We start from the raw sequence: 24,187 nt of genomic DNA, 5'->3' as shown, positions 1-24,187 counted from the left end.
GGGGTAATGAGGTAGGCAGATTGTTGGCACAGCCATCAGTGTGGAGAATGGCGCAATATCAATGTTCACTTGACACTTCATGCAAGTAAAGGCCAAGACCCGAATCCATGCCCAGAACGGTGCCCCGGGCACCCGGAACCGCGCCGTGTTGGGGCAGCTCAGCGACATGGACCTGCGCCTGCTCAAGGTGTTCAAGAGCGTGGTCGACTGCGGCGGCATGGCGGCGGCCGAGCTGGAGCTGAACATCGGCACTTCCACCGTGAGCCGGCACATGAAAGACCTGGAAACGCGGCTCGGCCTGGTGCTGTGCCGGCGCGGCCGGGCGGGCTTCGCGCTCACGGCCGAAGGCCAGCGCGTGTATGACGAGACGCTGCGGCTGCTGGCGTCGGTGGATGCGTTTCGCGGCAGCATCGACGACATCCACAACCGCATGGGCGGGCAGCTGGAGGTGGCGCTGTTCGACAAGACGGCGACGAATCCGAAGGCACGCATCGGCGATGCCATTGCGCGCTTCACCGAGATTGCGCCCGAGGTGAACCTGGCGGTGCATGTGGGTTCGATCAACGCGATCGAACAGGGCGTGCTGGAGGGCAATTTCCAGATCGGCATCATCCCGGCGCACCGTGCCTCGAAGAGCCTGGTGTACGCCGACCTGTTCGACGAGACGATGCTGCTGTATTGCGGTGCGGGGCATCCGCTGTTCGACAGCAACAACGCGAAGCTCACGTGGGCCAGGCTGCGGGAGCATCACTTCGCAGGCCTGGGCTATCACTCGCCCAATATGGAACTGAGCCACCGCGCGAAGCTGTCGCGCAAGGCCACTGGTTTCGACCAGGAGGCGATCGCGACGCTGATTCTTTCGGGGCGGTTCCTGGGATTTTTGCCGGACCACTACGCCCAGACCTTCGAGGAGCGCGGGCTCATGAAGGCGGTGCTGCCGGCGCGATTCAACTATGTTTGCCGGTTCGTCAGCCTGCTGCGGCGGTCGCCAAAGCCGTCACGCGCGGTGCTGGCGTTTCAGGAGTGTCTGGAGAAGGCGCACCAGTAAAGCTTGTGCGCGACCTCTCGGTCTTTCTCCCTCGGGGACTGGAAAAAGCGGGACTGCTCTCAACTCGGCCGGTCACCGCTGCCCGCTAGGCAGCAACAAATGCTTGGCCCCAATATGCGCCTCCATCTCGTGCATGTGCGCCTCGGCGTCGACCATGTGCTCGGCCATCAGGCGGCGCACGGTGTCGGCGTCTTCGCGGCGGTAGGCGTCGAGCAGCTGGGTGTGGTAGTCGACATTGGCCTCGCCGAAGTGGTGATGGTCCAGCGCCTTCTTGTAGACGACCAGGTCGCGCAGCAGGTCGTTGAGAAAGCGGCACATGAAGGACAGCACCGGGTTGGGGCATGCCTCGGCCAGCATGGTGTGGAACGCGAGCTCGGCCTCGCGCTGGCTGCGCAGCTCGTCTTCGTTGGTGGGCTCTATGGTGCAAAGGCGCACGTTGGCTTCGAGCCGTTCGAAATGTTCGGGCGTCAGCTTGCCGACCACGCTCACGGCCAATTCGGGCTCCAGCACCTTGCGCAGCTGGTAGATGTGGTGCCCGTCCAGGTGATGAAAGTGCAGGAAGTTGCGCAGCGGCTCCGACGCATGGTCGACCGACACCTGCTGTAGATAGGCGCCGCCGCCGGGGCCGGTGCGGATGGAGATCAGTCCGCGCACCTCGAGCGCCTTCAACGCCTCGCGCACCGTGCTCTTCGAGTAGCCGAAGAGCTCGATCAGTTCCTTCTCGTTCGGCAGCCGGTCGCCCGGCTGCTTGCGCTCGGCAACGATCCAGCGCTTGACGTCCTCGACGATGACATCGGAAAGCTTCTGCCGCTTGGCACGGTTGTGCCCGATGGTCATGGCGTCCTGCGTCGATTTCATGCGTAAAGGGTCATTTCAGGAGTGATGAGGCGCCCAGGAGCAGGTATCGGGCCCGGGCCTTCACGGGATTTTGGCACGGCCATTGCTAGCGGGTTTTTACCAGCATATTAATCCTATTTATCCGCTTAAATTCGCTGCCGACTCAGGCCGCACCTTTTCTCTTACTCCCAACCTCGTCCGGAGAATTCCATGCAACGCAGACACCTTCTTCAGCTGGCCGCCCTGTCGGCTGCTCCCGCCTCGCTCCTGGCCGGGCGCGCAGCCTTCGCCCAGTCGGCCGACGCCATCCGCTTCGGCTGCCCTGTCCCGATGTCGGGCGCCTTCGCGGCCAACGGCAAGTTCGCCGACCTGGGCATGAAGCTGGCTATCGAGCAATACGGCAGCGTGCTCAAGCGCCCGCTGGCCTACACGGTGCTCGACACCGAAGGCAAGCCGGCCACCGCCGTGCGCAAGGTGCAGGAAGCCTCGCAGCAGCAGGGCGCGAAGTTTTTCGCGGGCGGCATCCTGTCGTCGGAAGCACTGGCCATGGGCAAGGAGGCCGAGAAGGCCGGCGGCATCTTCATCACCACCGCGGGTGCCGACGAGATCACGGGCAAGGACTGCAACCCCGCCACTTTCCGCTGGTCGGTGCCCACCTTCGGCGCCATCGAGCAGACGGTGCGCCCGCTGATCGCCACCATGCCGAAGGCCAAGCGCTGGTACACCATCACGCCGCAGTACGTTTTCGGCGAAGGCCTGCTGGGGGCGGCCAAGAACATCTTCCAGGAGAAGGGCATCGAGCACGTGGGCAACAGCTACCACTCGCTCAACGAGAAAGAGTTCAGCGGCTACCTCACCAACGCCATGGCCGCCAAGCCCGACGTGCTGCTGCTCTTGAACTTCGGCGCGCAGTCGTCGGCCGCGCTGCGCCAGGCGGTGAGCTTCGGCATGCACAAGAACATGACGATCCTCATTGCCTGGGCCTCCGGGCTGGAGCAGTTCGACGAACTGGGCGCCGACCTGTGCGACGGCGTCTACTTCGGCGCGCAGTACTGGCACACGGCCGACACCCCGCTCAACAAGGAACTGGCGAAGCTCACGGCCGACAAGCTCAAGATCGTGCCCAACTACAGCCTCGCGGGCTCATATGTCTGCACCAAGATCCTCATCGACGGCATCGTAAAGGCCGGCACCGTCGACCAAAAGGCCGTGATCGCGGCGCTCGAAGGCATGAAGTACGAAGGGCTCACGGGCACCGAGGAAATCCGCAAGGCCGACCACCAGGTCATCAAGGACTACTACCTGCTCAAGGGCAAGGCCAAGTCGAAGATGAAGAACCCGGCCGACTTCGTCGACGTGGTCAGCTCGGGCAAGTCCTTCTTGTCCCTCGACAAGACTGGCTGCAAGCTGGCCTGAGGCCGCCAAGGACACTGGCGCGCCCATGACCGTCTACCTGCTCCAGACCATCAACGGAATCGGCATCGGCATGCTGTATTTCCTGCTGGCCGTTGGCTTGTCCATCGTGTTCGGCCTGCTGCGCTTCGTGAATTTCGCGCACGGGGCTTTCTATCTGCTGGGTGCGTACCTGTGCTTCCAGGCCATGCAGTGGGGGCTCGACTTCTGGGCCGCACTGGTGCTGGTGCCGCTGTTCGTGGGCGGGCTGGGCTGGCTCGCGGAGAAGCTGCTGCTGCGCCGCGTGTACGCCAAGGCGCACGAGTTCCACATCCTCGTGACCGTGGGGCTCGCGCTGGCGGTGCAGGAGATCGTCATCGTGTTCTGGGGGCCTCTGGGCAACAGCGTGGCGACGCCCGACCTGCTGCAGGGCGTGGTGATGTGGGGCAGCTTCATCTATCCCAAGTACCGGCTGTTCGTGATCGGCTTCACTGCCGTGCTGGCGGTGCTGCTGTGGTGGGTGCTCGAAGGCACGCGCCTGGGCAGCGCGGTGCGCGCGGGCAGCGAGTCGACCGAGATGGTGTCGCTGCTCGGCATCAACGTGTTCCGCGTGTTCAGCCTGGTGTTCGCGCTGGGCGCGGCCACGGCGGCGCTGGCCGGTGTGCTGGCGGCGCCGATCCGGGGCGCGGAGCCGTTCATGGGCGTCGAGGCACTCGGCGTGGCCTTCGTGGTGGTGGTGATCGGCGGGCTCGGCAGCTTCGGCGGCGCGCTGGTCGGCGGCTTGCTGATCGGCATCGTGCAAAGCCTCATGAGCACCATCTGGCCGCCGGGGGCGAGCTTGATGATCTACATCGCAATGGCGGCCGTGCTGCTGCTGCGCCCGCATGGCCTGCTTGGCCGGAGCACATGAAACACCCCATGCCAAGAAAAATCACTTTCCTCCTGGCGCTGATCGTCGCGCTGGGCCTGCCGCTGGTGCTGCGCTCGGGTTCGCTCGCGAGCGAAGTGCTGATCTATGCGCTTGCCGCGCTGGGCTGCAACCTGCTGCTGGGCTACACGGGCCTGCTCTCGTTCGGGCAGGGCATCTTCTTCGGGCTGGGCAGCTACACCATCGCGATCCTGCTCACGCGTTTGCAACTGCCGATGCCGCTCGCCCTGCTCGCTGCCATTGCCATGGGCGCATTGGGCGCGGCGGTGGTGGGCTGGGTCGCCATCCGCCAGCGCGGCACCTACTTCGTGATGCTCACGCTGGCGTTCGCGCAGATGTTCTACTTCGTGGCGTACACCGCTTCCGGGCTCACCGGCGGCGACAACGGGCTGCTCGACGTGCCACGCCCCGCGTTCATGGACACGCCCTGGAAGTACTACGCCTTCGTGGCCGTGATGTTCCTCATCGCCTTCGGCCTGTTGCTGCGCGTGACCGATTCGGTGTTCGGCCGCACGCTGCTGGCCATTCGCGACAACGAGGACCGCGCCGCTGCGGTGGGCTACAACCTCAAGCGCTTCAAGCTGCTGGCCTTCGTGATCTCCGGCGCCGTCACCGGCCTTGCCGGCGGCCTGCACGCGATGATGACCGGCATCGCGCCGCTGTCGAATGCCGAATACCACACGAGCGAGATGATCCTGGTCATCACGGTGATCGGCGGCACCGGCAACCTGTTCGCCTCGGTGCTGGGCTCGGCCTTCTACGTGCTCCTGGCCGACTGGCTTTCCACGCTGTGGCCGCGCTGGCTGCTGCTGCTGGGGTTGTTGCTGATCGGCGTGAGCATCGGCATGCAGCGCGGCCTCTGGGGTTTGGGCGAAAGCGCATGGCGCCGCATGTTCCGCAAGGCGCCGCCTGCGGCGCCGGCCGTGCCTGAGGTGCAGGGAGAAAAAGCATGACGCAACCCGTATTGATCGAAGCCATCGGTGTCACCAAGCACTATGGCAAGTTCGCCGCGCTCGGCGGGGTCGACCTGAAGATCAGGCGCAACACCGTGCACTCGGTGATCGGCCCGAACGGCGCCGGCAAGACCACGCTGTTCCACATGCTCACAGGCACCGGCACCACCACCGGTGGCCGCATCATGTTCGACGGCCACGACGTGACGCATGAGCCCGATCACAAGCGCGTGCAGCGCGGCATGGCGCGTTCCTTTCAGGTGACCAGCCTGTTCGCGAGCCTCTCGGTGCGCGAGAACCTGCGCGTGGCGGCGCAAGGCGTCGCACCGCGCCAGGCGATGAACTGCTGGCGCGCGCCGGTCGGCGAACGCGCGTGCGCCGAAACGGTCGCCGAGGTGCTGGAGCGCGTGGGCCTCCAGCGGCTGGCCGACGTGCCCGCCAGCGAGCTCTCGCATGGCCAGCAACGCCGCCTCGAAGTGGGCATGGCGCTGGCGGCAAAGCCCAAGGCCATCTTCCTGGATGAGCCGACCTCGGGCATGGGCATCGACGACCTGGACGACATGAAGCGGCTGATCCGCGGCCTGCGCGATGCGCACACCGTGGTGCTGATCGAGCACAACATGAACATCGTGATGGACATTTCCGACACTGTGACGGTGATGCAGCTGGGCCGCGTGCTGGCCGAGGGGCTGCCGGGCGACATCCGTTCCGATGCCCGAGTGCGCACGGCTTATCTTGGCAACATGATCACCGGGGGGAAGGCATGAGCGGCCCTGTTCTGGAAGTTGAAGGCCTCCACGCCCACTATGGCAAGAGCCATGTGCTGCAGGGCGTGTCGATGACCGTTGGCGAGGCCGAACTCGTCACGCTGCTGGGCCGCAACGGCGCGGGCAAGTCGACCACGCTCAAGAGCATTGCCGGCGCGGTCACGCCCAGCGGCGGCCGCGTGCGCTTCCAGGGCGCGGACATCGCGGGCCTGCCGCCGCACCGCATTGCGACGCGCGGCGTGTGCCTGGTGCCCGAGCATCGCGGCGTCTTCAAGCTGCTGACGGTGGAAGAGAACCTGCTGCTCGGCCAGCGGCGCGATTCGCCCTGGCAGCTCGACGACATCTACCGCATCTTTCCGCGGCTGAAGGAGCGGCGCCGCAATGGCGGCGGCCAGCTCTCGGGCGGCGAGCAGCAGATGCTGGCCATCGGCCGCGCGCTGATGAACCATCCGCGGCTGCTGATTCTCGATGAGCCGGTGGAAGGCCTCGCGCCAGTCATCGTGGAAGAAATCGTCGCGCAGCTGAAGCTCATCAAGGCGGCGGGCGTGGCCATCCTGCTGGTCGAGCAGAACCTCGAAGTCTGCGTGCAGCTGGCCGACCGCCACTACATCCTGGAGCAGGGTGTGATCGTGCACGAGGCCGGCAATGCCGCCTTCATGGCCGACCATGAAGTGAAAGACCGCTATTTGGGCGTGGGCCTTGCTTGAGGCCCCGTATTCCTTCTTCTCCAGCAAAGCCATGAACTCACAGACCCCACTCCGCATCAACGGCGAGCGCCTCTGGAACTCGCTGATGGAACTGGCGAAACTCGGCGCCACCGAGAAGGGCGGCGTCTGCCGCATCGCGCTGACCGACCTCGACCGCCAGGGCCGCGACCTCTTCACCCGCTGGGCGCGCGAAGCCGGCTGCGAAGTGCGCGTCGACCAGATCGGCAACATCTTTGCGCGCCGCGCCGGCCGCGACAACGCGTTGCCCCCGGTCGTCACGGGCAGCCACATCGACACCCAGCCCACGGGCGGCAAGTTCGACGGCAACTACGGCGTGCTGGCCGGGCTCGAGGTGATCCGCAGCCTGAACGACGCCAACGTCGTCACCCAGGCGCCGCTGGAAATCGCCGTGTGGACCAACGAGGAGGGCTCGCGCTTCGTGCCCGTGATGATGGGATCGGGCGTGTTCGCCGACGCCTTCACGCTCGAGCATGCGCTGGCGCAGTGCGACAACGACGGCATCAGCGTGGCCGAGGCGCTCGCTTCCATCGGCTATGCGGGCGCCGCGCCGGCCTCGGCCACGGCGTCGCCCGTGGGCGCATATTTCGAGGCGCACATCGAACAGGGTCCAGTGCTCGAGGCGAACGAACGCGTGATCGGCGTGGTCGAGGGCGCGCTCGGCCAGCGCTGGTACGACGTGGTGCTGCAGGGCATGGAAGCCCATGCCGGCCCGACGCCGATGGAGCTGCGCAAGGATGCGCTGCTCGCGGCCTCCGAACTCGTGATCGAGGTGAACCGCATCGCGCTGGCTCATGCGCCGCATGCACGCGGCACGGTCGGATGGATCGAGAACTATCCCAACTCGCGCAACGTGATTCCGGGCCGCGTCAAGCTCAGTGTCGACTTGCGCGCGGCGGACGACGTGGTGCTGTCGGCCATGGACGCCGAGCTGAAAGCGCTGGTGCAGCGCATCGCCATCAAGGGCAAGGTCGAGGCCACGGTGGAGCAGGTCGTCTACTTTCCGCCGCAGCCCTTCACGCCCACGCTGGTGTCGGCCGTGCGCGAGGCCGCGAAGGCGCAGGGCATGACCTGGATGAACGTGATCAGCGGCGCGGGGCACGACGCCGTTTACCTAGCGCGCGTGTGCCCCGCGGCGATGATCTTCGTGCCCTGCCTTGACGGCATCAGCCACAACGAGATCGAGGACGCGCAGCCCGGCCACCTGGAGGCAGGCTGCAATGTGCTGCTGCAGGCGATGCTGCAAAGCGCGGGAGTCGCGTCGTCATGAAGGTGCTGATTGCGCGTCTCAACCACGAGACCAATACCTTCTCTCCCGTGCCCACGCCGCTCGCGGCCTTCGGGCCCGACGGCCCGACCTTCGGAGAAGAGGCCTATCGCGACAACAAGGGCATGCGCACTGCCATGTCGGCCTTCATCGACCTGGCCGAGCAGGCGGGCGCGACACTGGTCACGCCGGTGTCGGCCTCGGCCAATCCGAGCGGGCCGGTCGACGCAGCGGCGTACACCACGCTCACCCGATGCATCGTCGATGCGGCGCCGGGCTGCGACGCCATCCTGCTCGACCTGCACGGCGCCATGGTGGCGCAGAACAGCGCGGACGGCGAGGGCGACCTGCTGGTGCGGCTGCGTGCGGCGGCGCCGGGCGTGCCCATTGGCGTGGCGCTCGACCTGCACGCCAACGTCACGCCCGCGATGGTCGGCAACGCGGACGTGATCGTCGGCTTCAAGACCTATCCGCACATCGACATGTACGAAACCGGCGAGCATGCCGGCCGCCTGCTGTTCGAACTGCTCGCGGGACGCAGCAAGCCCGCGATGCGCTGGCACCAGCTGCCGTTGATGGCGCACACCCTGCGCAGCGCGTCTTTCACCGGCGCGATGCGGCGGGCCATCGAGGCTGCGCGGCAAGCCGAAGCCTCGGAATCGCTCGCGGTGTCCATCTTTGCCGGCTTCTCGCTGTCCGACATCGAGGCGCCCTGCATGAGCGTGGTGGTCGTCGATGCAGAGGCGCCCGAGCGCGCGCAGGCCATCGCCGACCGCATCGCGAAGCAGATGTGGGACGAGCGCGAGGCTTTCGTCTACCGCAGCGAGCCCCTGGCCGAATCGGTGGCGCGCGCCAAGGCCATCGCTCAGGGCGCGACGCGTCCGGTGCTGCTGCTCGACCATGGCGACAACTGCATGTCTGGCGGCAGCTGCGACACCATGGACGTGCTGCAGGAAGCCCTGGCGCAGGGGCTCGACGGCATCGGCGTGGGCCCGCTGTGCGACCCCGAGGCTGTGGGCGAACTCATTGCGGCGGGCGAGGGCGCCACGGTCACGGTGGCGCTGGGCAACAAGGTGTCGCTCGAAGGCATCGGCTTGTCGAAGAGGCCCGTCATGCTGACCGGGACGGTGCGCACCGTCGGCAGCGGCGAGTACGTGATCACCGGCCCCACCTACACCGGGCAGCGCAGCAGCATGGGCCGCACGGTGCTGTTCGACATCGGCGCGGCGCGGATCGTGGTGACCGAGCGCACGCAGGAGCCGTGGGACATCGGCGTCTTCGAATGCGCGGGACTCGACCCGCGCAAGGAACGCTTCCTGCTGCTCAAGTCGCGCATGTATTGCCGGCCGGTGTTCGAGCCGATCTCGGCCGCCCTGGTGGAGTGCGACAGCCCGGGCGTGACCAGTTCGGACTACGGCCTGTTCCCGTTTTCCAAGGTGCGCCGGCCGGTATTTCCACTCGACATGGATTGATCGACGCAAGGGTATGGCGGCCTATGCAAAGAATTGCATAGGTAATTCGAGGTACCCCCCGATACTGCGGCGCTTCTACCCATGAAGCCCACCGCGTGAATACCTTTGCACAGAGCGCCGTCGCGGCCTGGGGATTGCTCGTGTCCGGTGATCCGGTGCTGCTGGCCATCGTCGGGCGTTCGCTCGCGGTCAGCGCCAGCGCCTGCGCGCTGGCCTGCGGGCTGGGCCTGCTGCTGGGGGCGTGGCTGGGCGTGGCACGCTTTCGCGGCCGGGCTGGCTTGCTCACGCTGCTGAACACCCTGTTGGCCCTGCCGTCGGTGGTGGTCGGACTGGTGGTCTACCTCCTGCTGTCGCGCTCCGGCCCGCTCGGTTTCCTGGGCTGGCTTTTTTCTTTCAAGGCCATGGTGCTGGCGCAGACGGTGCTGGTGCTGCCGGTGGTGACGGCGCTCACGCGCCAGGCCATCGAGGATGCCGAGCGTGCGCACGGCGAGCAACTGCGCTCGCTCGGCGCCGGGCCGCTGGTGCGGGCGCTGCTCCTGGTGTGGGACGAGCGCTATGCGCTGCTCACGGTGCTCATCGCCGCCTTCGGCCGCGCGGTGTCGGAAGTGGGCGCGGTGATGGTGGTGGGCGGCAACATCGACGGCTTCACGCGCGTGATGACCACGGCCATTGCGCTCGAAACCAGCAAGGGCGACCTGCCGCTGGCGCTGGCCCTGGGCATCGTATTGCTGGGCGTGGTGCTGGTGCTCAACCTTGCCATTGCCGCGGTCCGCGGCTGGCGCGAGCGGGTCGATGGCGGGGGCGGCGAAGGCGGCGGCATGGCGGCCTGGTGGCGGCCCGAGGCGCGTCCATGAACGAACACGTGCAACTGGCGAGCGCCGACACCACCGTCTTTGCGCTGTACGGCGTGGACGTCCGGCTGGGACGCGTGGCGGCCCTGCAGGGTGCGACCCTGACCATCTCGGCCGGCGAGCGCGTGGCGCTGATCGGCGCCAATGGCAGCGGCAAGACCACGCTGCTGCGGCTGCTGCATGGCCTGGTGCCGCATGCGGCGGGGAGTTTCACCAGCGCCGCGCCGGGCCGCCACCAGGCCATGCTGTTCCAGCGTCCGCACATGCTGCGCGCGTCGGTGGCGGTCAACGTGGCGATGGCGCTGTGGCTGCGCGGCATGCGCTGGCGCGATGCCCGCCGCGCCGCCATTCCGGCGCTGGCACGGGTGGGCCTGGAAGACCTGGCTGACCGCAACGCCCGTGCCTTGTCGGGCGGCCAGCAGCAGCGGGTGGCGCTGGCGCGCGCCTGGGCGCTGCATCCGGCGGTGCTGCTGCTCGACGAGCCCACGGCCAGCCTCGACCCGACCGCCAAGCGCGAGGTCGAGACGCTCATCGCCGAAGCCGCCGCGGGCCGCACGCTGGTGTTCGCGAGCCACAACCTCGGACAGGTGAAGCGGCTGGCCAGCCGCGTGGTCTACCTCGAGCACGGCCGCGTGCTTGCCGACCTGCCCGTGCACGATTTCTTTCATGGGCCGCTGCCCGAAGAGGCCCGCCTGTTCGTCAAAGGAGAGTTGGCATGAATCCGTCTTTCAAGCACCGCGGCAATGCGGGCATCCGCGCCTCGCTGGCGGTAGCGGTTTTCTTCCTGGCTGCGGGCATCGTGCGGGCCGAGACCATCACCATGGCCTCGACCACCTCCACCGAGCAATCGGGCCTGTTCTCGCACCTGCTGCCGGCCTTCAAGAAGGCCAGCGACATCGACGTCAAGGTGGTGGCGGTGGGCACCGGCCAGGCCATCGACATGGCCAAGCGCGGCGATGCCGACGTGCTGTTCGTGCACGACACCGCGGCCGAGGAGAAGTTCGTGGCTGAAGGCTTCAGCGCCAGGCGCTATCCGGTGATGTACAACGACTTCGTGCTGGTGGGGCCGAAGGCCGACCCGGTGGCGGCGAAGGGCAAGGACATCGCTGCCGCGCTGAAGAAGATCGCAACCGCCAACGCGCCTTTCGTGTCGCGCGGCGACAAGAGCGGCACCGACGCGGCCGAGCGCCGCCTCTGGACGCAGACCGGCGTGGGCGAGGCGGGGCAGCCGGTGCCCAACGACCGCAAGGGCACGGGCTACAAGGAATGCGGCTGCGGCATGGGGCCGGCGCTGAACATCGCGGCTTCGTCCGGTGCGTACGTGCTGGCAGACCGCGGCACCTGGCTCAGCTTCAAGAACCGCGCCGACCTGGCGGTGCTGGTCGAGGGCGACAAGAGGCTCTTCAACCAGTACGGCGTGATGGTCGTGAGCCCGTCGAAATTCCCCTCGCTCAACAGCAAGGGCGCGCAGAAGTTCGTCGACTGGGTGATTTCGCCGGCCGGTCAGCAAACCATCGCAGACTACAAGATCGGCGGCGAGCAGCTGTTCTTTCCCAACGCGCAGGCGAACTGATTGGGCCGCCGCAGCAGCAGCGGCCGCGCTCCATGACCTGCGAGGTCATCGACGCCGCGCGCGCCCGGCGCGACCATTCCTTCACCCCGCAATGTTGCGGGTCGAGATCTTCGAAAGGAATCGTCATCATGAACATCGCCGCACACGACGCCGCCGCCATTGCCCAACGCTACATCGCCGTCTGGAACGAAACCGATGCCGCGCGCCGCGCCGAACTGATCGAAGCCCACTGGACGGCCGACGCGCACTACGCCGATCCCATGGCGCAAGCCAGCGGCCGCGAGCAGATCAGCGCGCTGGTCGGCGCCGTGCATCAGCGCTACCCGGGTTTTCGCTTCAGCCTGCTCGGCAAGGCCGAGGCGCATGGCGACAACCTGCGCTTTTCGTGGACCCTGGGGCCGAGCGGCGCCGAAGACCTGATCCAGGGCACCGACTTCGCCCGGCTCGATGCGGGCAAGCTGCGCTCGGTGACCGGCTTTCTCGACAAGGTGCCGGTGGGCGCCTGACGTTCCGGCTTCAATCCGCCGATCCGGCCGCGCGGCCGCGCCAGAGCTTGCGGTAAACCGTGGCGCGGCTGATGCCGAGGGTGCGCGCGGCTTCGGCCACGTTGCCGCGGGCGTCGGTCACGGCCTTGCGGATGAGCGCGGTCTCGACGTCGCGCAACCGTGGCTGTTGGGCTTCGGGCGCCGCGCCCGGCGAACCCTTGCCGCCGCGCCGTGGCCGCATCTCGATGCGCAAGCCCGACCAGAGTGGCGCCTCGAGCACGGCATCGCCGCGCCGGGCGGCATCGAACAGCATGTTCAGCGGCAGCGCAAACAGGTCGTTGCAGTGCAGGGCATGCGGGCTGCGCGTTGCCAGGGGCTGGTGCAGCATTTGCCGCGCTGCAGCATTGGCACCCGTGACCTTGCCGCCCGCGTCGATGCACAGCAGGCCCTCGGTGGCGTCGTTGCCCGGGGGGCAGCCGGGCCACGAGAGATGCAGCCGCAGTTCGCATGGCGTGTTCAGCACCAGCATGTTCTCGATGCTGCGCGCCGACAGCGTGGCCAGGTGCCGCAGCTCAGGCCGTTCGACCACCTGGACGCCGGTCAGGTCGAGCATGCCGATGCAGTCGCCCTGAGGACCGAAGAGCGGCGCCCCGGCGCAGCTGTAGACGCTGGTGTCCTCGAAGAAATGCTCGCCGCGGTGCAGCCACACCGATTCCTGCTCGGTCAACGCGGTGCTGATGGCGCTGGTGCCGATTGCGCGCTCCGACAGGTCGACGCCGACCCGGGCGATGTTGCGCGCATAGCGGCTGGCGGCGTCGGTGCCGTCGGGGAGCGGGCCCACGTCGACCACGATGCCGGCGGCGTCGGTCAGTACGGCGAAATACTGCGTGTCGGCAATGGCGCGGGACAGCCGCTCGATCACCGGCCGGGCCGCCGCCACCAGCGCCCGATTGCGCTCGGCCACGTCGCGAACGGCCGACCTCGCCACGGGTTCGAAGGCCACCCTCTGCTGCGGCTGCCGTCCGGCTTCGAGGCAACGCTCCCAGGAACGGGCGATCCATGGCTCGATGCGCATGCTGCCTCGGGAGCGCGAGCCTTCACCGTGGATCAGTTCCCGGCGGGCCTGCGCAATGGCGAGCGAGCGCTCGGGCGGGGGCAGAACGGGGGAGGCAGGCATCGGGTCGGGTGGCTCGGACTGGAGGTCTTTTTATTGAAACTTGCGGGTCGGCAAGTTGTTTCATTTTGAGAATTTCGCGACGGCTGCGCAAGCGGCGAGGGTTTTGCCTAGGATAGTGCACGGGACCGGCATCCAAGATGCCATTCGCTGAACCAGCCATCACCTTCAACGGAGACAGCCAAATGCAGGTAGCTTTCACGGTCAACGGCCGACCGGCCACGGTCGACGCACCCCCCAATACTTTCCTGGTGCACGCCATCCGCGAGCATCTTCATCTCACAGGCACCCACGTGGGCTGCGACACCGCCCAGTGCGGCGCATGCACCGTTCATCTGAACGGCCGCGCGGTCAAGTCGTGCAACATACTGGTGGGGCAGGTGGCCGGTGCGCAAATCACCACCATCGAGGGCGTCGCCCAGCCCGACGGCACCATGCACCCCATGCAGGCCGCCTTCAAGGAGTGCCACGGCCTGCAGTGCGGTTTCTGCACCCCCGGCATGGTCATGAGCGCCATCGACCTGTGCACCCACCATCCCAAGTCGAGCGAAGCCGAGATTCGCGAGCTGCTCGACGGCAACCTGTGCCGCTGCACGGGCTACCAGAACATCGTCAAGGCCGTGAAGATGGGCGGCGAGGCCATGGCCTCGGGCACCCCGGTCAAGACCACGGCCACCGTCTAAGGGAGCCACATCATGGGTGCTTCCGACTTCTCGAACCTGCCCCACATCGGCGAAGCGCTGCGGCGCAAGGAAGACTACCGTTTCCTGACCGGCGCGGGCAACTACACCGACGACATCACGCTGGCCAACCAGAGCCATGCGGTCTTCGTGCGCTCGCCGCACGCCCACGCGGTCATCAAGTCGGTCGACATTGCCGAGGCGCTGAAAATGCCCGGCGTGGTCGGCATCTTCAGCGGCAAGGACATCGAGGGAAAGATGGGCGGGCTGCCTTGCGGCTGGCTCATCAACAACCCCGACGGCACCCCCATGAAGGAGCCGATGCACCCGATCCTCGCGATCAACAAGGTGCGCTACGTGGGCGACCACGTGGCCATGGTGGTGGCCGAAACGGTCGAGCAGGCCAAGAACGCGGCCGAGGCTGTGGTGGTCGATTACGACGTGCTGCCTGCCCTGGTGAGCGTGGCCGACGCGGCCAGGAAGGCGAGCGGCGTCACGCTGCACGACGAAGCGCCCGACAACCAGTGCTACAAGTGGGCGCTGGGCGACAAGGCGGCGGTCGATGCGGTGTTTGCCAATGCCGCGCACGTGACCAGGCTCGACCTGGTCAACAACCGGCTGATTCCCAACCCGATCGAGCCGCGCGTGGCCATCGGCAGCTACAGCCGGGGGACCGACGACTACACGCTTTATGTGTCCAACCAGAATCCGCACGTTGAGCGGCTGCTGATGACGGCCTTCGTGCTCGGCCTGCCCGAGCACAAGGTGCGCGTGATCGCGCCCGACGTGGGCGGCGGCTTCGGCTCCAAGATCTTCCTGTATGCCGAAGACGTGTGCCTGACCTGGGCCGCCAAGCAGCTCAACCGCAACATCAAGTGGACGGCGGAGCGCTCGGAGTGCTTCCTGTCCGATGCGCATGGCCGCGACCATGTGAGCCATGCCGAGATGGCGCTGGACAAGGATGGCAAGTTCCTCGCCATGCGGGTGCACACCGACGCCAACCTCGGCGCCTACCTGTCGACCTTTGCGACCGCGGTGCCCACCATCCTCTACGCCACGCTGCTCGCGGGCCAGTACACCACGCCGCAGATCTACGTCGAGGTCGATGCCTGGTTCACCAACACCGCGCCGGTCGACGCGTATCGCGGCGCGGGGCGGCCCGAGGCCACCTACCTGCTGGAGCGCCTGGTCTCGCGTTGCGCCTGGGAGATGAACCTGGGCCAGGACGAGATCCGCAAGCGCAACTTCATCACCACCTTTCCCTACCAGACGCCGGTGGCGCTGCAGTACGACACGGGCGACTTCCATGCCTGCATGGACAAGGCCCGGGTGCTGGCCGATGTCGGGGGCTATGCGCAGCGCAAGGCCGCCACCGAGGCCCAGGGCAAGCTGCGCGGCATCGGCTACTCGAGCTACATCGAGGCCTGCGGCATCGCGCCTTCGAACATCGCGGGGGCGCTGGGCGCGCGCGCGGGCTTGTTCGAATGCGGCGAAATCCGCGTGCACCCGACCGGCAGCGTGACGGTGTTCACCGGTTCGCACAGCCACGGCCAGGGGCACGAGACCACTTTTGCGCAGGTGGTGGCGGCGCGCCTGGGCATTCCGGTCGATAACGTCGACGTGGTCCATGGCGACACGGGCCGCGTGCCCTTCGGCATGGGCACCTACGGCTCGCGTTCGATCTCGGTCGGCGGCGCGGCCATCATGAAGGCGCTCGACAAGATCGAGACCAAGGCCAAGAAGATTGCCGCGCACCTGATGGAGGCGAGCGACGCCGACATCGAGTTTGCGAACGGCGAGTTCACGGTCAAGGGCACCGACAAGAAGATCCCGTTCGGCCAGGTGGCGCTCACGGCCTACGTGCCGCACAACTATCCGCTCGACAAGCTCGAGCCCGGCCTGAACGAAACCGCCTTCTACGACCCGACGAACTTCACCTTCCCGGGCGGCACCTACATCTGCGAGGTCGAGGTCGACAAGCAGACCGGCGAGGTCCGGGTCGACCGCTTCACCGCGGTGGACGACTTCGGCACCATCATCAACCCGATGATCGTCGAAGGCCAGGTGCACGGCGGGCTGGTGCAAGGCATCGGCCAGGCGCTGCTCGAAAACTGCGTGTACGACAACGAGACCGGCCAGCTGCTCACCGGCAGCTTCATGGACTACGCCATGCCCAGGGCCGCCGACTTTCCGCAGTTCAATCTCGACACCGTGTGCACGCCGTGCACGCACAACCCGCTCGGCACCAAGGGCTGCGGCGAGGCGGGCGCCATCGGTTCGCCGCCGGCCGTGATCAACGCCGTGCTCGACGCGCTCGCGCCGCTCGGCGTCAAGGACCTCGACATGCCCGCATCGGCCAGCCGCGTCTGGGAAGCAATGCAAAAAGGCAGCGGAAGCGCGGCGCAAGCCGCAACACCGCAAGCGCCCTCGCTCGCAGCCAGCACCCAAGGCCGTCCCGCTCCCTGAACATAGAAGGAACCACACACCATGTACGCCTTCACACTCGAACGGCCCTCCACCGTGGCCGACGCCGCCAAGCTCGTCACAGCCGGCGCCAAGCCGCTGGCCGGCGGCCAGACTCTGCTCGCCTCCATGAAGCTCAGGCTGTCTGCGCCCGAGCGGCTGGTGGACCTTGGCGGCGTCAAGGAACTCACCGGCATCAAGAAAGACGGCAGCACGATCACCATCGGCGCCATGTCGAGCCACCTGGACGTGGCCAACAACCCCGACGTGAAAGCCGCCTTCCCCGCGCTGGCCGACCTGGCCTCGCGCATCGGCGACCGGCAGGTGCGTGCGATGGGCACCATCGGCGGCTCCGTGGCCAACAACGACCCGGCCGCGTGCTATCCCAGCGCGGTGCTGGGTTCCGGTGCCACCGTCATCACCTCGAAGCGCGAGATCGCGGCCGATGATTTCTTCCTGGGCCTTTTCACCACGGCGCTGGAAGAAGACGAGCTGATCACCGCGATCCGCTTTCCGATTCCCAAGCGCGCCGTGTATGAAAAGCTGCGCCAGAAAGCGTCGAACTTTCCGCTCGTCGGCGTGTTCCTCGCGCAGTACGACAGTGGCGTGCGGGTAGCCATCACCGGCGCCGGCAACGGTGTGTTCCGCCACGCCGGGCTGGAAGACGCGCTCAACAAGAGCTTCACGGCGGCAGCCGCGGCGGCCGTGAAGATCGATGCGAGCGACCTCAACAGCGACCTGCATGCCACGGCCGCCTACCGCGCCAACCTGATCAGCGTGCTGACGCAGCGCGCAGTGACCAAGGCGCTGGGCTGAAGCAGCCGGACGCCGACCGGAAGGCGCGACATCCTCGCGTCTTCCGTTACGCTTTGCCATGATCTTTCCGACCATCGATTCCCTCTCCGAAGGCTTGATGCAGGCTGGCTACTTCGCCGACCGCCGCCTGGCCACGGCCGTGTTCCTCGCGCTCAAGCTGCAGCGCCCGCTGCTGCTTGAGGGCGAGCCCGGCGTCGGCAAGACCGAATTGGCCAAGGCGCTGTCGGCCGCGCTGAACCGCGAGCTGCTGCGCCTGCAGTGCTACGACGGGCTGGAGCAGCGCGAAGCGCTCTATGAATGGAACTACGCCGCGCAACTCTTGCACATGCGCGCGGCCGAGGCCACCGGCGCGGCGCGCGATGTGGAGGCCGAGGTCTACCAGCCGCACTACCTGATCCGCCGCCCGTTGCTGCAGGCCCTGCAGACGCCCGCGCCCGGCGCCGTGCTGCTGATCGACGAAGTGGATCGCGCCGACGAACCCTTCGAGGCCTTCCTGCTCGAATATCTCGGTGAATACCAGGTCAGCATTCCCGAGCTCGGCACGGTGCGTGCCGTGGTGCCGCCGGTCACCATCCTCACCAGCAACCGCACGCGCGAACTCAACGATGCGGTCAAGCGGCGGTGCCTCTATCACTGGCTCGACTACCCCGAGCGCGAACGCGAACTGGCGATCGTTCGCGCGCAGGTGCCGCAGGCCGGCGAGAAGCTCTCGGCCCAGGTGGCCGCTTTCGTCGCGCGGCTGCGCGATGCGCCTTTCGTCAACGCCTTCCAGCGCGCACCCGGCATCGCCGAGAGCGTCGAATGGGCGAGGGCGCTGATTGCGCTCGACACCGTCGAACTCGATCCCGAAGTGGTGGTCGACACCGCGGGCATCCTGTTCAAGCAGCGTGACGATGTGGCGGCGCTGACGCACGAACTGGCGTCCGATCTGCTGAAGCCCGAGGAGCCGGTTGCGCCCTGAGCGCGGCCGAAGGTCGAGACGGCCCGCATGACCGGCATCCAGCAACTCGGCGACGTACGCAGCGGCAAGCTGGCCGGCAATATCACGGCCTTTGGCCGCGCGCTGCGCCGCGCGGGCGTGCGCACCGATGCCATGCGGATCTCGCTCGCCGCCGAAGCGGCCACGCTGGTGGGCGTGGAGAACAGGCTCGACCTGGGCGCCGCGATGGAAGCCGTCATGGTGAGCCGCGAGCAGGACCGCATGGTGTTTCGCGAACTCTTCGATGCCTGGTTCCGCGACCCCGAACTGGCCAACAAGCTGCTAGCGCAGATGCTGCCGAGCGCCGAGGGCAAGGCCGAGCCTTCGAAGCGGCGCCCTCGCGTGCGGGAAGCTCTCACTGCGCCGCGCGATCCGTCCAAGCCCGCCGTGGCCGCCAAGCCCGACAAGGAGGTCGAGTTCGACGCCGCGATGACGTCGAGCGACCGCCATCGCCTGCAGCATGCGGACTTCAACGCGCTCGGCGCGTCCGAGTACCGCCTGGTCGAACGGCTGGCGCGCGACGTGACCTTGCCCATCCCTTCGCTGCCGTCGCGCCGGCTGCGCGTGGCGGGCGATGCGGGCCAGCAGCATGCGCGCATGCATTGGCCCGGCGTGCTGCACGAAGCCGCGCGCACGGGCGGAGAAATACTGCGCCTGCCGCGGCTGGCCCGGCGCGAGCAGCCATTGCCGCTGCTGGTGCTGGTCGACGTGTCGGGCTCGATGGAACGCTATGCGCGGCTGCTGCTCGCATTTCTGCATGCGTCCACCCGGCGGGCAGGGCGGCGCGACGTGTTCGCGTTCGGCACCCGGCTCACCGACCTGACGCCCGCATTCCGGCTGGCCGACACCGATGCCATGCTGGGCGCGGCCAGCCTGGCCATCGACGATTTTGCGGGCGGCACGCGGCTCGGCAGCTCGCTGGCCGAACTCCGCCGCACCCATGCCCGCCGTCTGACGGGCCGCCGCACGCTGGTGTTGGTGATCAGCGACGGGCTCGACACCGGTGAACCCGCGCTGCTCGAAAACGAGCTGCTCTGGCTCAAGCGCCATTCGCGCCGCCTGCTGTGGCTCAACCCGCTGCTGCGCTTCGAGGGCTACGCCCCTTTGGCGCGTGGGGCCAGCGTGCTGCACCGCCATGCAGACGCGATGCTGGCGGTCCACAATCTCGGTGCTCTCGAACAGTTGGCCACCAGCCTTGCCGCCTTGATGCGGTCCGGCCGCTAGCGCCTACAGGAAAGAAAAGGAAACTCCACCATGGAAATGCTCGGTAACCGCCGCCTCGGCATCACGCAACAACAAGCCTGGGAAGCGCTCAACGATCCCGAGACGCTCAAGAAGTGCATTCCCGGCTGCGACAAGTTCGAGCTCACGGGCGACAACCAGTACAGCGTGGCGCTCGCGGTCAAGATCGGCCCGGTGTCGGCCAAGTTCAACGGCAAGGTGGCGCTGTCGGACATCGTCGCGCCCGACGGCTACAAGCTCACCTTCGAGGGGCAGGGCGGTGTGGCGGGGTTTGCCAAGGGTTCGTCCAGCGTGACGCTCAGGCCGCTGGACGGCGCTGCAGCCGCACCGCCGGCCGTCGACGGTGCCGAAGCCGCTTCCGCCGAGGCCGCGCCTTCCCCGGCCGGCTGCGAACTCGACTACACGGTGCAGGCGCAGGTCGGCGGCAAGATCGCCCAGCTGGGCCAGCGCCTCATCGACGGCGCCGCCAAGTCGACCGCGGACGATTTCTTCAAGCGCTTCGAGGCTGAAATGCAAAGCCGCTACGGGCCGCCGCCGGCTGCCGCCGAAGAAGCAGCCGCAGCGCCCGTGGAGAAGGCGGGTGTCATGTCCGGACTCATGAAGAAGATCGGTCTCGGCAAGAAGGACGACAAGGACGCGTCCGGCGCATCGGGCGACGCCAGCTAGAGACGGGACACGCCATGGAAAATCTCGACGTCATGGTCTTGCGCACGCTGCGCGACTGGCGGCGTGCCGGCAAACGCGCATTGCTGACCACGGTGGTGCGCACCTGGGGCTCGTCGCCGCGGCCGGTCGGCTCGATCATGGCGCTGGCGGACGACGGCGCGGTGGTGGGCTCGGTCTCCGGAGGCTGCATCGAGGACGACCTGATCGCCCGCTACAGCCACGCGCACGGCAACGGCGAAGAGGTGCCGCTGGGCACACCGCCCGCACTCGTGAAATACGGCATCACGGCCGACGAGGCGCATCGCTTCGGGCTGCCCTGCGGCGGCACGCTGGAGCTGCTGCTCGAATACGACCCCGATGCAGCCTCGCTCGATACGCTGGTGGCCGAGCTCGAGCAAGGCAAGCTCATGCAGCGCACCGTCACGCTCGCGACGGGCGCCGTGCGGCTGGCCGAGGCCACCGCGCCCGACGAACTCAAGGTCAACGATACCGAACTCACCAACACCTTCGGTCCCGAGTACCGCATGCTGCTGATCGGCGCGGGGCAGTTGGCCGAATACCTCGCGACGATGGCCAAGTTCAGCGGCTTTGCCGTGACGCTGTGCGATCCGCGCGCCGAGTACCGCACCGCGTGGTCCCTGCCGGGCGTGGAAATCTCCACCGAGATGCCCGACGATGCGGTGCTGGCCTTCAAGCCCGACCGGCGCAGCTGCGTGGTCGCACTCACGCACGACCCCAAGCTCGACGACCTGGCGCTGCTCGAAGCCTTGCAGAGCGAGGCCTTCTACGTGGGCGCCATCGGCTCGCGCCGCAATGCCGAGGCGCGGCGCGGCCGCATGATCGAGCACTTCGATCAGACGGCCGAATCGCTTGTGCGCCTGCGCGGTCCCATCGGCATCTATATCGGCAGCAAGACGCCGCCGGAGATCGCGGTGAGCGTGATGGCCGAGATTCTTGCGGTGAAGAACGCGGTGACGCTGCCGCGCGAAATGGAAGTGGCGCGCGCCAAGGGCATTCAGCAGCTCGCAATGAGCTGAGTCGCCCGGCACTGCCGCCTCAGTCGGCCGACTTCGCCGCCGGCGGCACGTCGCCGCCTTTTTGCCGTTCGCGAAAAAGCGCGGCGCGCATCAGGAAAATGGTGGTGATGGGCGCCGTGAGCGCGATGAAGAGAACGATCAGCACGGCGTGCAGGAACAGGCTGAAGCCCTGCACCGAGAAATAGACGATGGTGGCGATCGTCATGCACCACACGCCCACCGTGGCACCGAGCGTCGGCGCATGGATGCGGCGGAAGAAGGTGGGCAGGCGCACGAGGCCGAAGGAGCCGATGGCCGCAAAGGCCGCGCCCAGAACGGCGAATGCGGCGGTGACGATTTCCGCCCACAGCGGCAGCGGCCCGACAATGAAGTCATTCATTCGATCACCTCCCCGCGCAAGAGAAACTTCGCCATGGCCGTCGATCCGACGAAGCCGAACAGCGCCGTGAGCATGGCGGCCTCGAAGTACACGTTGCTTGCATAGACGATGCCGAGCACGAGCATCATCAGCATGCCGTTGATGTAAAGGCAGTCCAGCGCCATCACGCGGTCTTGCGCGCTCGGGCCCACGAGCAGGCGGGCGAGTGCGCAGAGCATGGCCACGGCCAGCAGCAGCAGCGCGAGTTTCAAGGCCCAGAAAAGCACAGGCGTCATGATTCGAAGATCTCCATCAAGGGGTGCTCGTAGCGCTGCTTGATCATGGCGATGAAAGCGGCTTCGTCTTCGACGTCGAACACATGGATCAGCAGCGCACTGCTGTCGAACGAGATTTCGCCCCAGGCGGTGCCGGGCGTGAGGCACATGATCATGGCCAGCACCGCGAGCCCGTTCGGGTCGCGCAACTCGAGCGGCACGTTCACGAACTTCGATGCGATGCGCGACGTGCGGCGCGTGAGCAGCCGGCGCGCCACGAAGAGCGCGGAATGCAGCATGTCGGCCAAGGCCCGGCCCGCGAGCCGCAGCGCAACCCATGGCTTGCGCATGCGAACGGTGGCGGGCCGCAGGCCCTTGGTGAGCAGCGGAACGGCAATGGCCAGTACCAGCGCGGATGCCAGCGTGGCAGCCTCCAGCGACTGGTTGAGCAGGAGCCACACGGCGAACAGCGCGATCGACAGCGGCAGCGAAGGAATCCAGCGCTTCATGGAACTGCGCCTTTCGCCGAAGCCACCGGATTGGGCACCTGCCGCGCATTCATGACGGCATTGCGATAGGCCGCGGGCGTGTGCAGCCCCTCGGCGGTGATGAGCGCGTGGCGCATGACGGGGCCGGCACACACCGTCAGCGCCACGCAGGCCGCGAGCAGCCCGGCCACGGGCAGCACCTCGAGCGCGGGCAGGGCGGGCATGGTGGGATGCGGCTGGGTCCAGAAATGGCGCATGCCGGTGCGGCTCAGCGCAATCAGCGCCAGGAAGCCCGAGGCGATCAGCAACGCCAGGAAGATCCATGCGGCCGTGGAGGTGCCGCTGGTCACGAAGGCACCCGACAGCATCGCGAACTTGCCGACGAAGCCCGAGAGCGGTGGCAGGCCCGCGAGCAGCAAGGTGCAGCCGATGAAGCTCAGGCCCAGGAACGCCACGCCGGCCGGAATGGCGCGGCCGTAGAGCGCCTGCGCCTCGTCGTCGAGATTCACGTCGTCGAGCACGCGCAGGTCTTCCGCCAGGAAGGGCGCGTTGCCCGCCTGCTCATGTGGCGCGACGCTCAGGCCGGCGTTGCGCCAGCGCTCGATCATGTCGATCAGGAGGAAGAAGGCGCTGACTGCGAGCGTGGAACTCAGCAGGTAGTAGAGCGCGCCCGCCCACACGGCCGGTTCCCCGAGGCCGATGGCCGCGATCAGCGTGCCGGCCGACACCAGCACGCTGAAGCCGGCAAGGTTGGAGAGCCGCTGCGTGCCTACGATGCCGAGGGCTCCCGCGAACAGCGTGGCCAGTCCGATCGCGATGAGTGCCGATTGCCCGAAGGCGGCCGAGGCGCCGGCATCGGGCGCGAAGAGCAGGGTCCACAGGCGCAGCAGCGTATAGATGCCGAGCTTGGTCAGCAGCGCGAAGACGGCGCCCACGGGCGACACCGCCGCGCTGTACGCCGGCACCAGCCAGAAGTTGAGCGGCCAGGCGCCGGCCTTGGCGAAGAAGGCGGTCGCGAGAATGGCGGCGGCCGCATGCACCAGGCCGCGGTCGGCCGGCGCGAGCTCGGCGATGCGCATGCCAAGGTCGGCCATGTTGAGGGTGCCGGTCACGCCATAGAGCAGGGCCGCACCAATCAGGAAGAGAGACGAGGCGGCCAGGTTGATGGCGATGTAGTGCAGCCCGGCCTGCACGCGCAGCCGTCCCGAACCGTGCAGCAGCAGGCCATAGGATGCGGCGAGCATCACCTCGAAGAAGACGAACAGGTTGAACAGGTCGCCTGTCAGGAAGGCGCCGTTGAGGCCCATGAGTTGCAGCTGCAGCAGCGGATGGAAATGCACGCCGGCACGGTCCCATCGCGAGGTGGAATAGATCGAGGCCGCGAAGGCGACGACGCCGGTGAGCGCCACCATCATGGTCGACAGGCGGTCGGCCACCAGTACGATGCCGAAGGGTGCGCGCCAGTTGCCGGGCAGGTAGACGCCGATCGACCCGGGTCCGTCGCCGGTGTGGGGCGCATTGACCCAGCGCAGCAGCGCCAGCGCCGCCAGCAGGCCCACCAGCCCCGAGACCACGCTCAGGGCCGACTTGGTGCGGCGGCGCCTTTCGCCGAGCAGGAGCATCAGTGCGGCCGTGAGCAGCGGGACGAGGATCGGCACCGCCACGAGATGCGGCATGCTGAAGTCGAGCAGCCGGTCGAGGAGTTGGACCA

The 24,187-nt window shown here is 67.4% G+C and carries 25 protein-coding genes; 19 read left to right on the top strand and 6 right to left on the bottom strand.

Annotation, left to right across the window (positions count from 1 at the left end; translation table 11 throughout):
• The first annotated feature begins 79 nt into the window (after window positions 1–79).
• Window positions 80–1,048 (top strand): LysR family transcriptional regulator, encoded by a 969-nt coding sequence (locus ACAM55_RS17085; RefSeq protein ID WP_369652683.1) that lies wholly within the window; start codon window positions 80–82, stop codon window positions 1,046–1,048.
• Window positions 1,049–1,120: 72 nt separating this feature from the next.
• Here ACAM55_RS17085 and ACAM55_RS17080 read toward each other — a convergent pair whose 3' ends face one another.
• Window positions 1,121–1,906 (bottom strand): FadR/GntR family transcriptional regulator, encoded by a 786-nt coding sequence (locus ACAM55_RS17080; protein ID WP_369652682.1) that lies wholly within the window; start codon window positions 1,904–1,906, stop codon window positions 1,121–1,123.
• A 189-nt stretch (window positions 1,907–2,095) separates the two neighbouring features.
• On the opposite strand from ACAM55_RS17080, the gene ACAM55_RS17075 reads away from it, so the two are divergent.
• The 11 genes from ACAM55_RS17075 to ACAM55_RS17025 all read left to right on the top strand — a co-directional run bounded on the left by ACAM55_RS17075 (window position 2,096) and on the right by ACAM55_RS17025 (window position 12,319).
• Window positions 2,096–3,301, top strand: coding sequence for an ABC transporter substrate-binding protein (locus ACAM55_RS17075; protein WP_369652681.1), 1,206 nt, complete (start codon window positions 2,096–2,098; stop codon window positions 3,299–3,301).
• 25 nt (window positions 3,302–3,326) lie between these two features.
• Complete coding sequence (locus tag ACAM55_RS17070; RefSeq protein ID WP_215246389.1) at window positions 3,327–4,187, top strand: branched-chain amino acid ABC transporter permease; 861 nt, start codon at window positions 3,327–3,329, stop codon at window positions 4,185–4,187.
• Between the two features lie 8 nt (window positions 4,188–4,195).
• Entirely contained in the window at window positions 4,196–5,158 is a 963-nt protein-coding gene (locus tag ACAM55_RS17065) for a branched-chain amino acid ABC transporter permease (RefSeq protein WP_369652680.1), read from the top strand.
• The gene (locus ACAM55_RS17060) at window positions 5,155–5,925 is read left to right on the top strand and encodes an ABC transporter ATP-binding protein (protein ID WP_369652679.1); all 771 of its coding nucleotides are present in this window, start codon (window positions 5,155–5,157) and stop codon (window positions 5,923–5,925) included. Before ACAM55_RS17065 ends, ACAM55_RS17060 begins: the two co-directional genes overlap by 4 nt.
• Entirely contained in the window at window positions 5,922–6,632 is a 711-nt protein-coding gene (locus ACAM55_RS17055; RefSeq protein ID WP_369652678.1) for an ABC transporter ATP-binding protein, read from the top strand. Before ACAM55_RS17060 ends, ACAM55_RS17055 begins: the two co-directional genes overlap by 4 nt.
• 31 nt (window positions 6,633–6,663) lie before the next feature.
• The gene (locus tag ACAM55_RS17050; protein WP_369652677.1) at window positions 6,664–7,920 is read left to right on the top strand and encodes a Zn-dependent hydrolase; all 1,257 of its coding nucleotides are present in this window, start codon (window positions 6,664–6,666) and stop codon (window positions 7,918–7,920) included.
• Window positions 7,917–9,389 carry a M81 family metallopeptidase gene (locus ACAM55_RS17045; RefSeq protein WP_369652676.1) on the top strand — a complete coding sequence of 491 codons (1,473 nt, stop codon included), beginning with the start codon at window positions 7,917–7,919 and terminating at the stop codon, window positions 9,387–9,389. The genes ACAM55_RS17050 and ACAM55_RS17045 overlap by 4 nt, the downstream gene beginning before the upstream one ends.
• A 95-nt stretch (window positions 9,390–9,484) precedes the next feature.
• Window positions 9,485–10,243, top strand: coding sequence for an ABC transporter permease (locus ACAM55_RS17040; protein ID WP_369652675.1), 759 nt, complete (start codon window positions 9,485–9,487; stop codon window positions 10,241–10,243).
• Window positions 10,240–10,959, top strand: a complete 720-nt coding sequence (locus ACAM55_RS17035) for a phosphate ABC transporter ATP-binding protein (protein ID WP_369652674.1) — start codon at window positions 10,240–10,242, stop codon at window positions 10,957–10,959. The genes ACAM55_RS17040 and ACAM55_RS17035 overlap by 4 nt, the downstream gene beginning before the upstream one ends.
• A complete protein-coding gene (locus ACAM55_RS17030; protein WP_369652673.1) occupies window positions 10,956–11,813 on the top strand; it encodes a substrate-binding domain-containing protein in 858 nt (285 codons plus the stop codon). Before ACAM55_RS17035 ends, ACAM55_RS17030 begins: the two co-directional genes overlap by 4 nt.
• 128 nt (window positions 11,814–11,941) lie before the next feature.
• Entirely contained in the window at window positions 11,942–12,319 is a 378-nt protein-coding gene (locus ACAM55_RS17025; RefSeq protein WP_369652672.1) for a nuclear transport factor 2 family protein, read from the top strand.
• 10 nt (window positions 12,320–12,329) lie between these two features.
• Here the strand turns inward: ACAM55_RS17025 and ACAM55_RS17020 are convergent, their stop codons facing one another.
• Complete coding sequence (locus ACAM55_RS17020) at window positions 12,330–13,475, bottom strand: helix-turn-helix domain-containing protein (RefSeq protein ID WP_369652671.1); 1,146 nt, start codon at window positions 13,473–13,475, stop codon at window positions 12,330–12,332.
• Window positions 13,476–13,657: 182 nt separating this feature from the next.
• Between ACAM55_RS17020 and ACAM55_RS17015 the strand changes: the two genes are divergently transcribed.
• The 7 genes from ACAM55_RS17015 to ACAM55_RS16985 are packed head-to-tail and all read left to right on the top strand — an operon-like array spanning window position 13,658 to window position 21,355.
• The gene (locus ACAM55_RS17015) at window positions 13,658–14,155 is read left to right on the top strand and encodes a (2Fe-2S)-binding protein (protein WP_093018424.1); all 498 of its coding nucleotides are present in this window, start codon (window positions 13,658–13,660) and stop codon (window positions 14,153–14,155) included.
• A 12-nt stretch (window positions 14,156–14,167) separates the two neighbouring features.
• Window positions 14,168–16,618, top strand: coding sequence for a xanthine dehydrogenase family protein molybdopterin-binding subunit (locus tag ACAM55_RS17010; RefSeq protein ID WP_369652670.1), 2,451 nt, complete (start codon window positions 14,168–14,170; stop codon window positions 16,616–16,618).
• A 21-nt stretch (window positions 16,619–16,639) separates the two neighbouring features.
• Window positions 16,640–17,431 carry a xanthine dehydrogenase family protein subunit M gene (locus ACAM55_RS17005; protein WP_369652669.1) on the top strand — a complete coding sequence of 264 codons (792 nt, stop codon included), beginning with the start codon at window positions 16,640–16,642 and terminating at the stop codon, window positions 17,429–17,431.
• 58 nt (window positions 17,432–17,489) lie between these two features.
• Entirely contained in the window at window positions 17,490–18,392 is a 903-nt protein-coding gene (locus tag ACAM55_RS17000) for an AAA family ATPase (protein WP_369652668.1), read from the top strand.
• Window positions 18,393–18,419: 27 nt separating this feature from the next.
• On the top strand, window positions 18,420–19,634 hold the full coding sequence (locus tag ACAM55_RS16995) for a VWA domain-containing protein (protein WP_369652667.1): 1,215 nt from the start codon (window positions 18,420–18,422) through the stop codon (window positions 19,632–19,634).
• A 30-nt stretch (window positions 19,635–19,664) separates the two neighbouring features.
• The gene (locus ACAM55_RS16990; protein ID WP_369652666.1) at window positions 19,665–20,318 is read left to right on the top strand and encodes a CoxG family protein; all 654 of its coding nucleotides are present in this window, start codon (window positions 19,665–19,667) and stop codon (window positions 20,316–20,318) included.
• Between the two features lie 14 nt (window positions 20,319–20,332).
• On the top strand, window positions 20,333–21,355 hold the full coding sequence (locus tag ACAM55_RS16985; RefSeq protein WP_369652665.1) for an XdhC family protein: 1,023 nt from the start codon (window positions 20,333–20,335) through the stop codon (window positions 21,353–21,355).
• Window positions 21,356–21,374: 19 nt separating this feature from the next.
• On the opposite strand, the gene mnhG is transcribed toward ACAM55_RS16985, so the two are convergent.
• Genes mnhG through ACAM55_RS16965 form a run of 4 tightly spaced genes read right to left on the bottom strand, consistent with a single transcriptional unit; the run spans window position 21,375 to window position 24,152 of the window.
• A complete protein-coding gene (gene mnhG, locus ACAM55_RS16980) occupies window positions 21,375–21,734 on the bottom strand; it encodes a monovalent cation/H(+) antiporter subunit G (protein WP_369652664.1) in 360 nt (119 codons plus the stop codon).
• Window positions 21,731–22,009, bottom strand: a complete 279-nt coding sequence (locus ACAM55_RS16975) for a K+/H+ antiporter subunit F (protein WP_021006334.1) — start codon at window positions 22,007–22,009, stop codon at window positions 21,731–21,733. The genes mnhG and ACAM55_RS16975 overlap by 4 nt, the downstream gene beginning before the upstream one ends.
• The gene (locus ACAM55_RS16970; RefSeq protein ID WP_369652663.1) at window positions 22,006–22,497 is read right to left on the bottom strand and encodes a Na+/H+ antiporter subunit E; all 492 of its coding nucleotides are present in this window, start codon (window positions 22,495–22,497) and stop codon (window positions 22,006–22,008) included. Before ACAM55_RS16970 ends, ACAM55_RS16975 begins: the two co-directional genes overlap by 4 nt.
• Entirely contained in the window at window positions 22,494–24,152 is a 1,659-nt protein-coding gene (locus ACAM55_RS16965; protein WP_369656418.1) for a monovalent cation/H+ antiporter subunit D, read from the bottom strand. The genes ACAM55_RS16970 and ACAM55_RS16965 overlap by 4 nt, the downstream gene beginning before the upstream one ends.
• Between the last annotated feature and the right edge of the window lie 35 nt (window positions 24,153–24,187).

Origin of the sequence: Variovorax sp. V213 (genome assembly GCF_041154455.1) — a bacterium.
In the GTDB taxonomy this organism is placed as follows: domain Bacteria; phylum Pseudomonadota; class Gammaproteobacteria; order Burkholderiales; family Burkholderiaceae_C; genus Variovorax.
The sequence above is the reverse complement of the archived record's forward strand: the minus strand, read 5'-3'. Positions and strand labels throughout refer to the sequence as shown.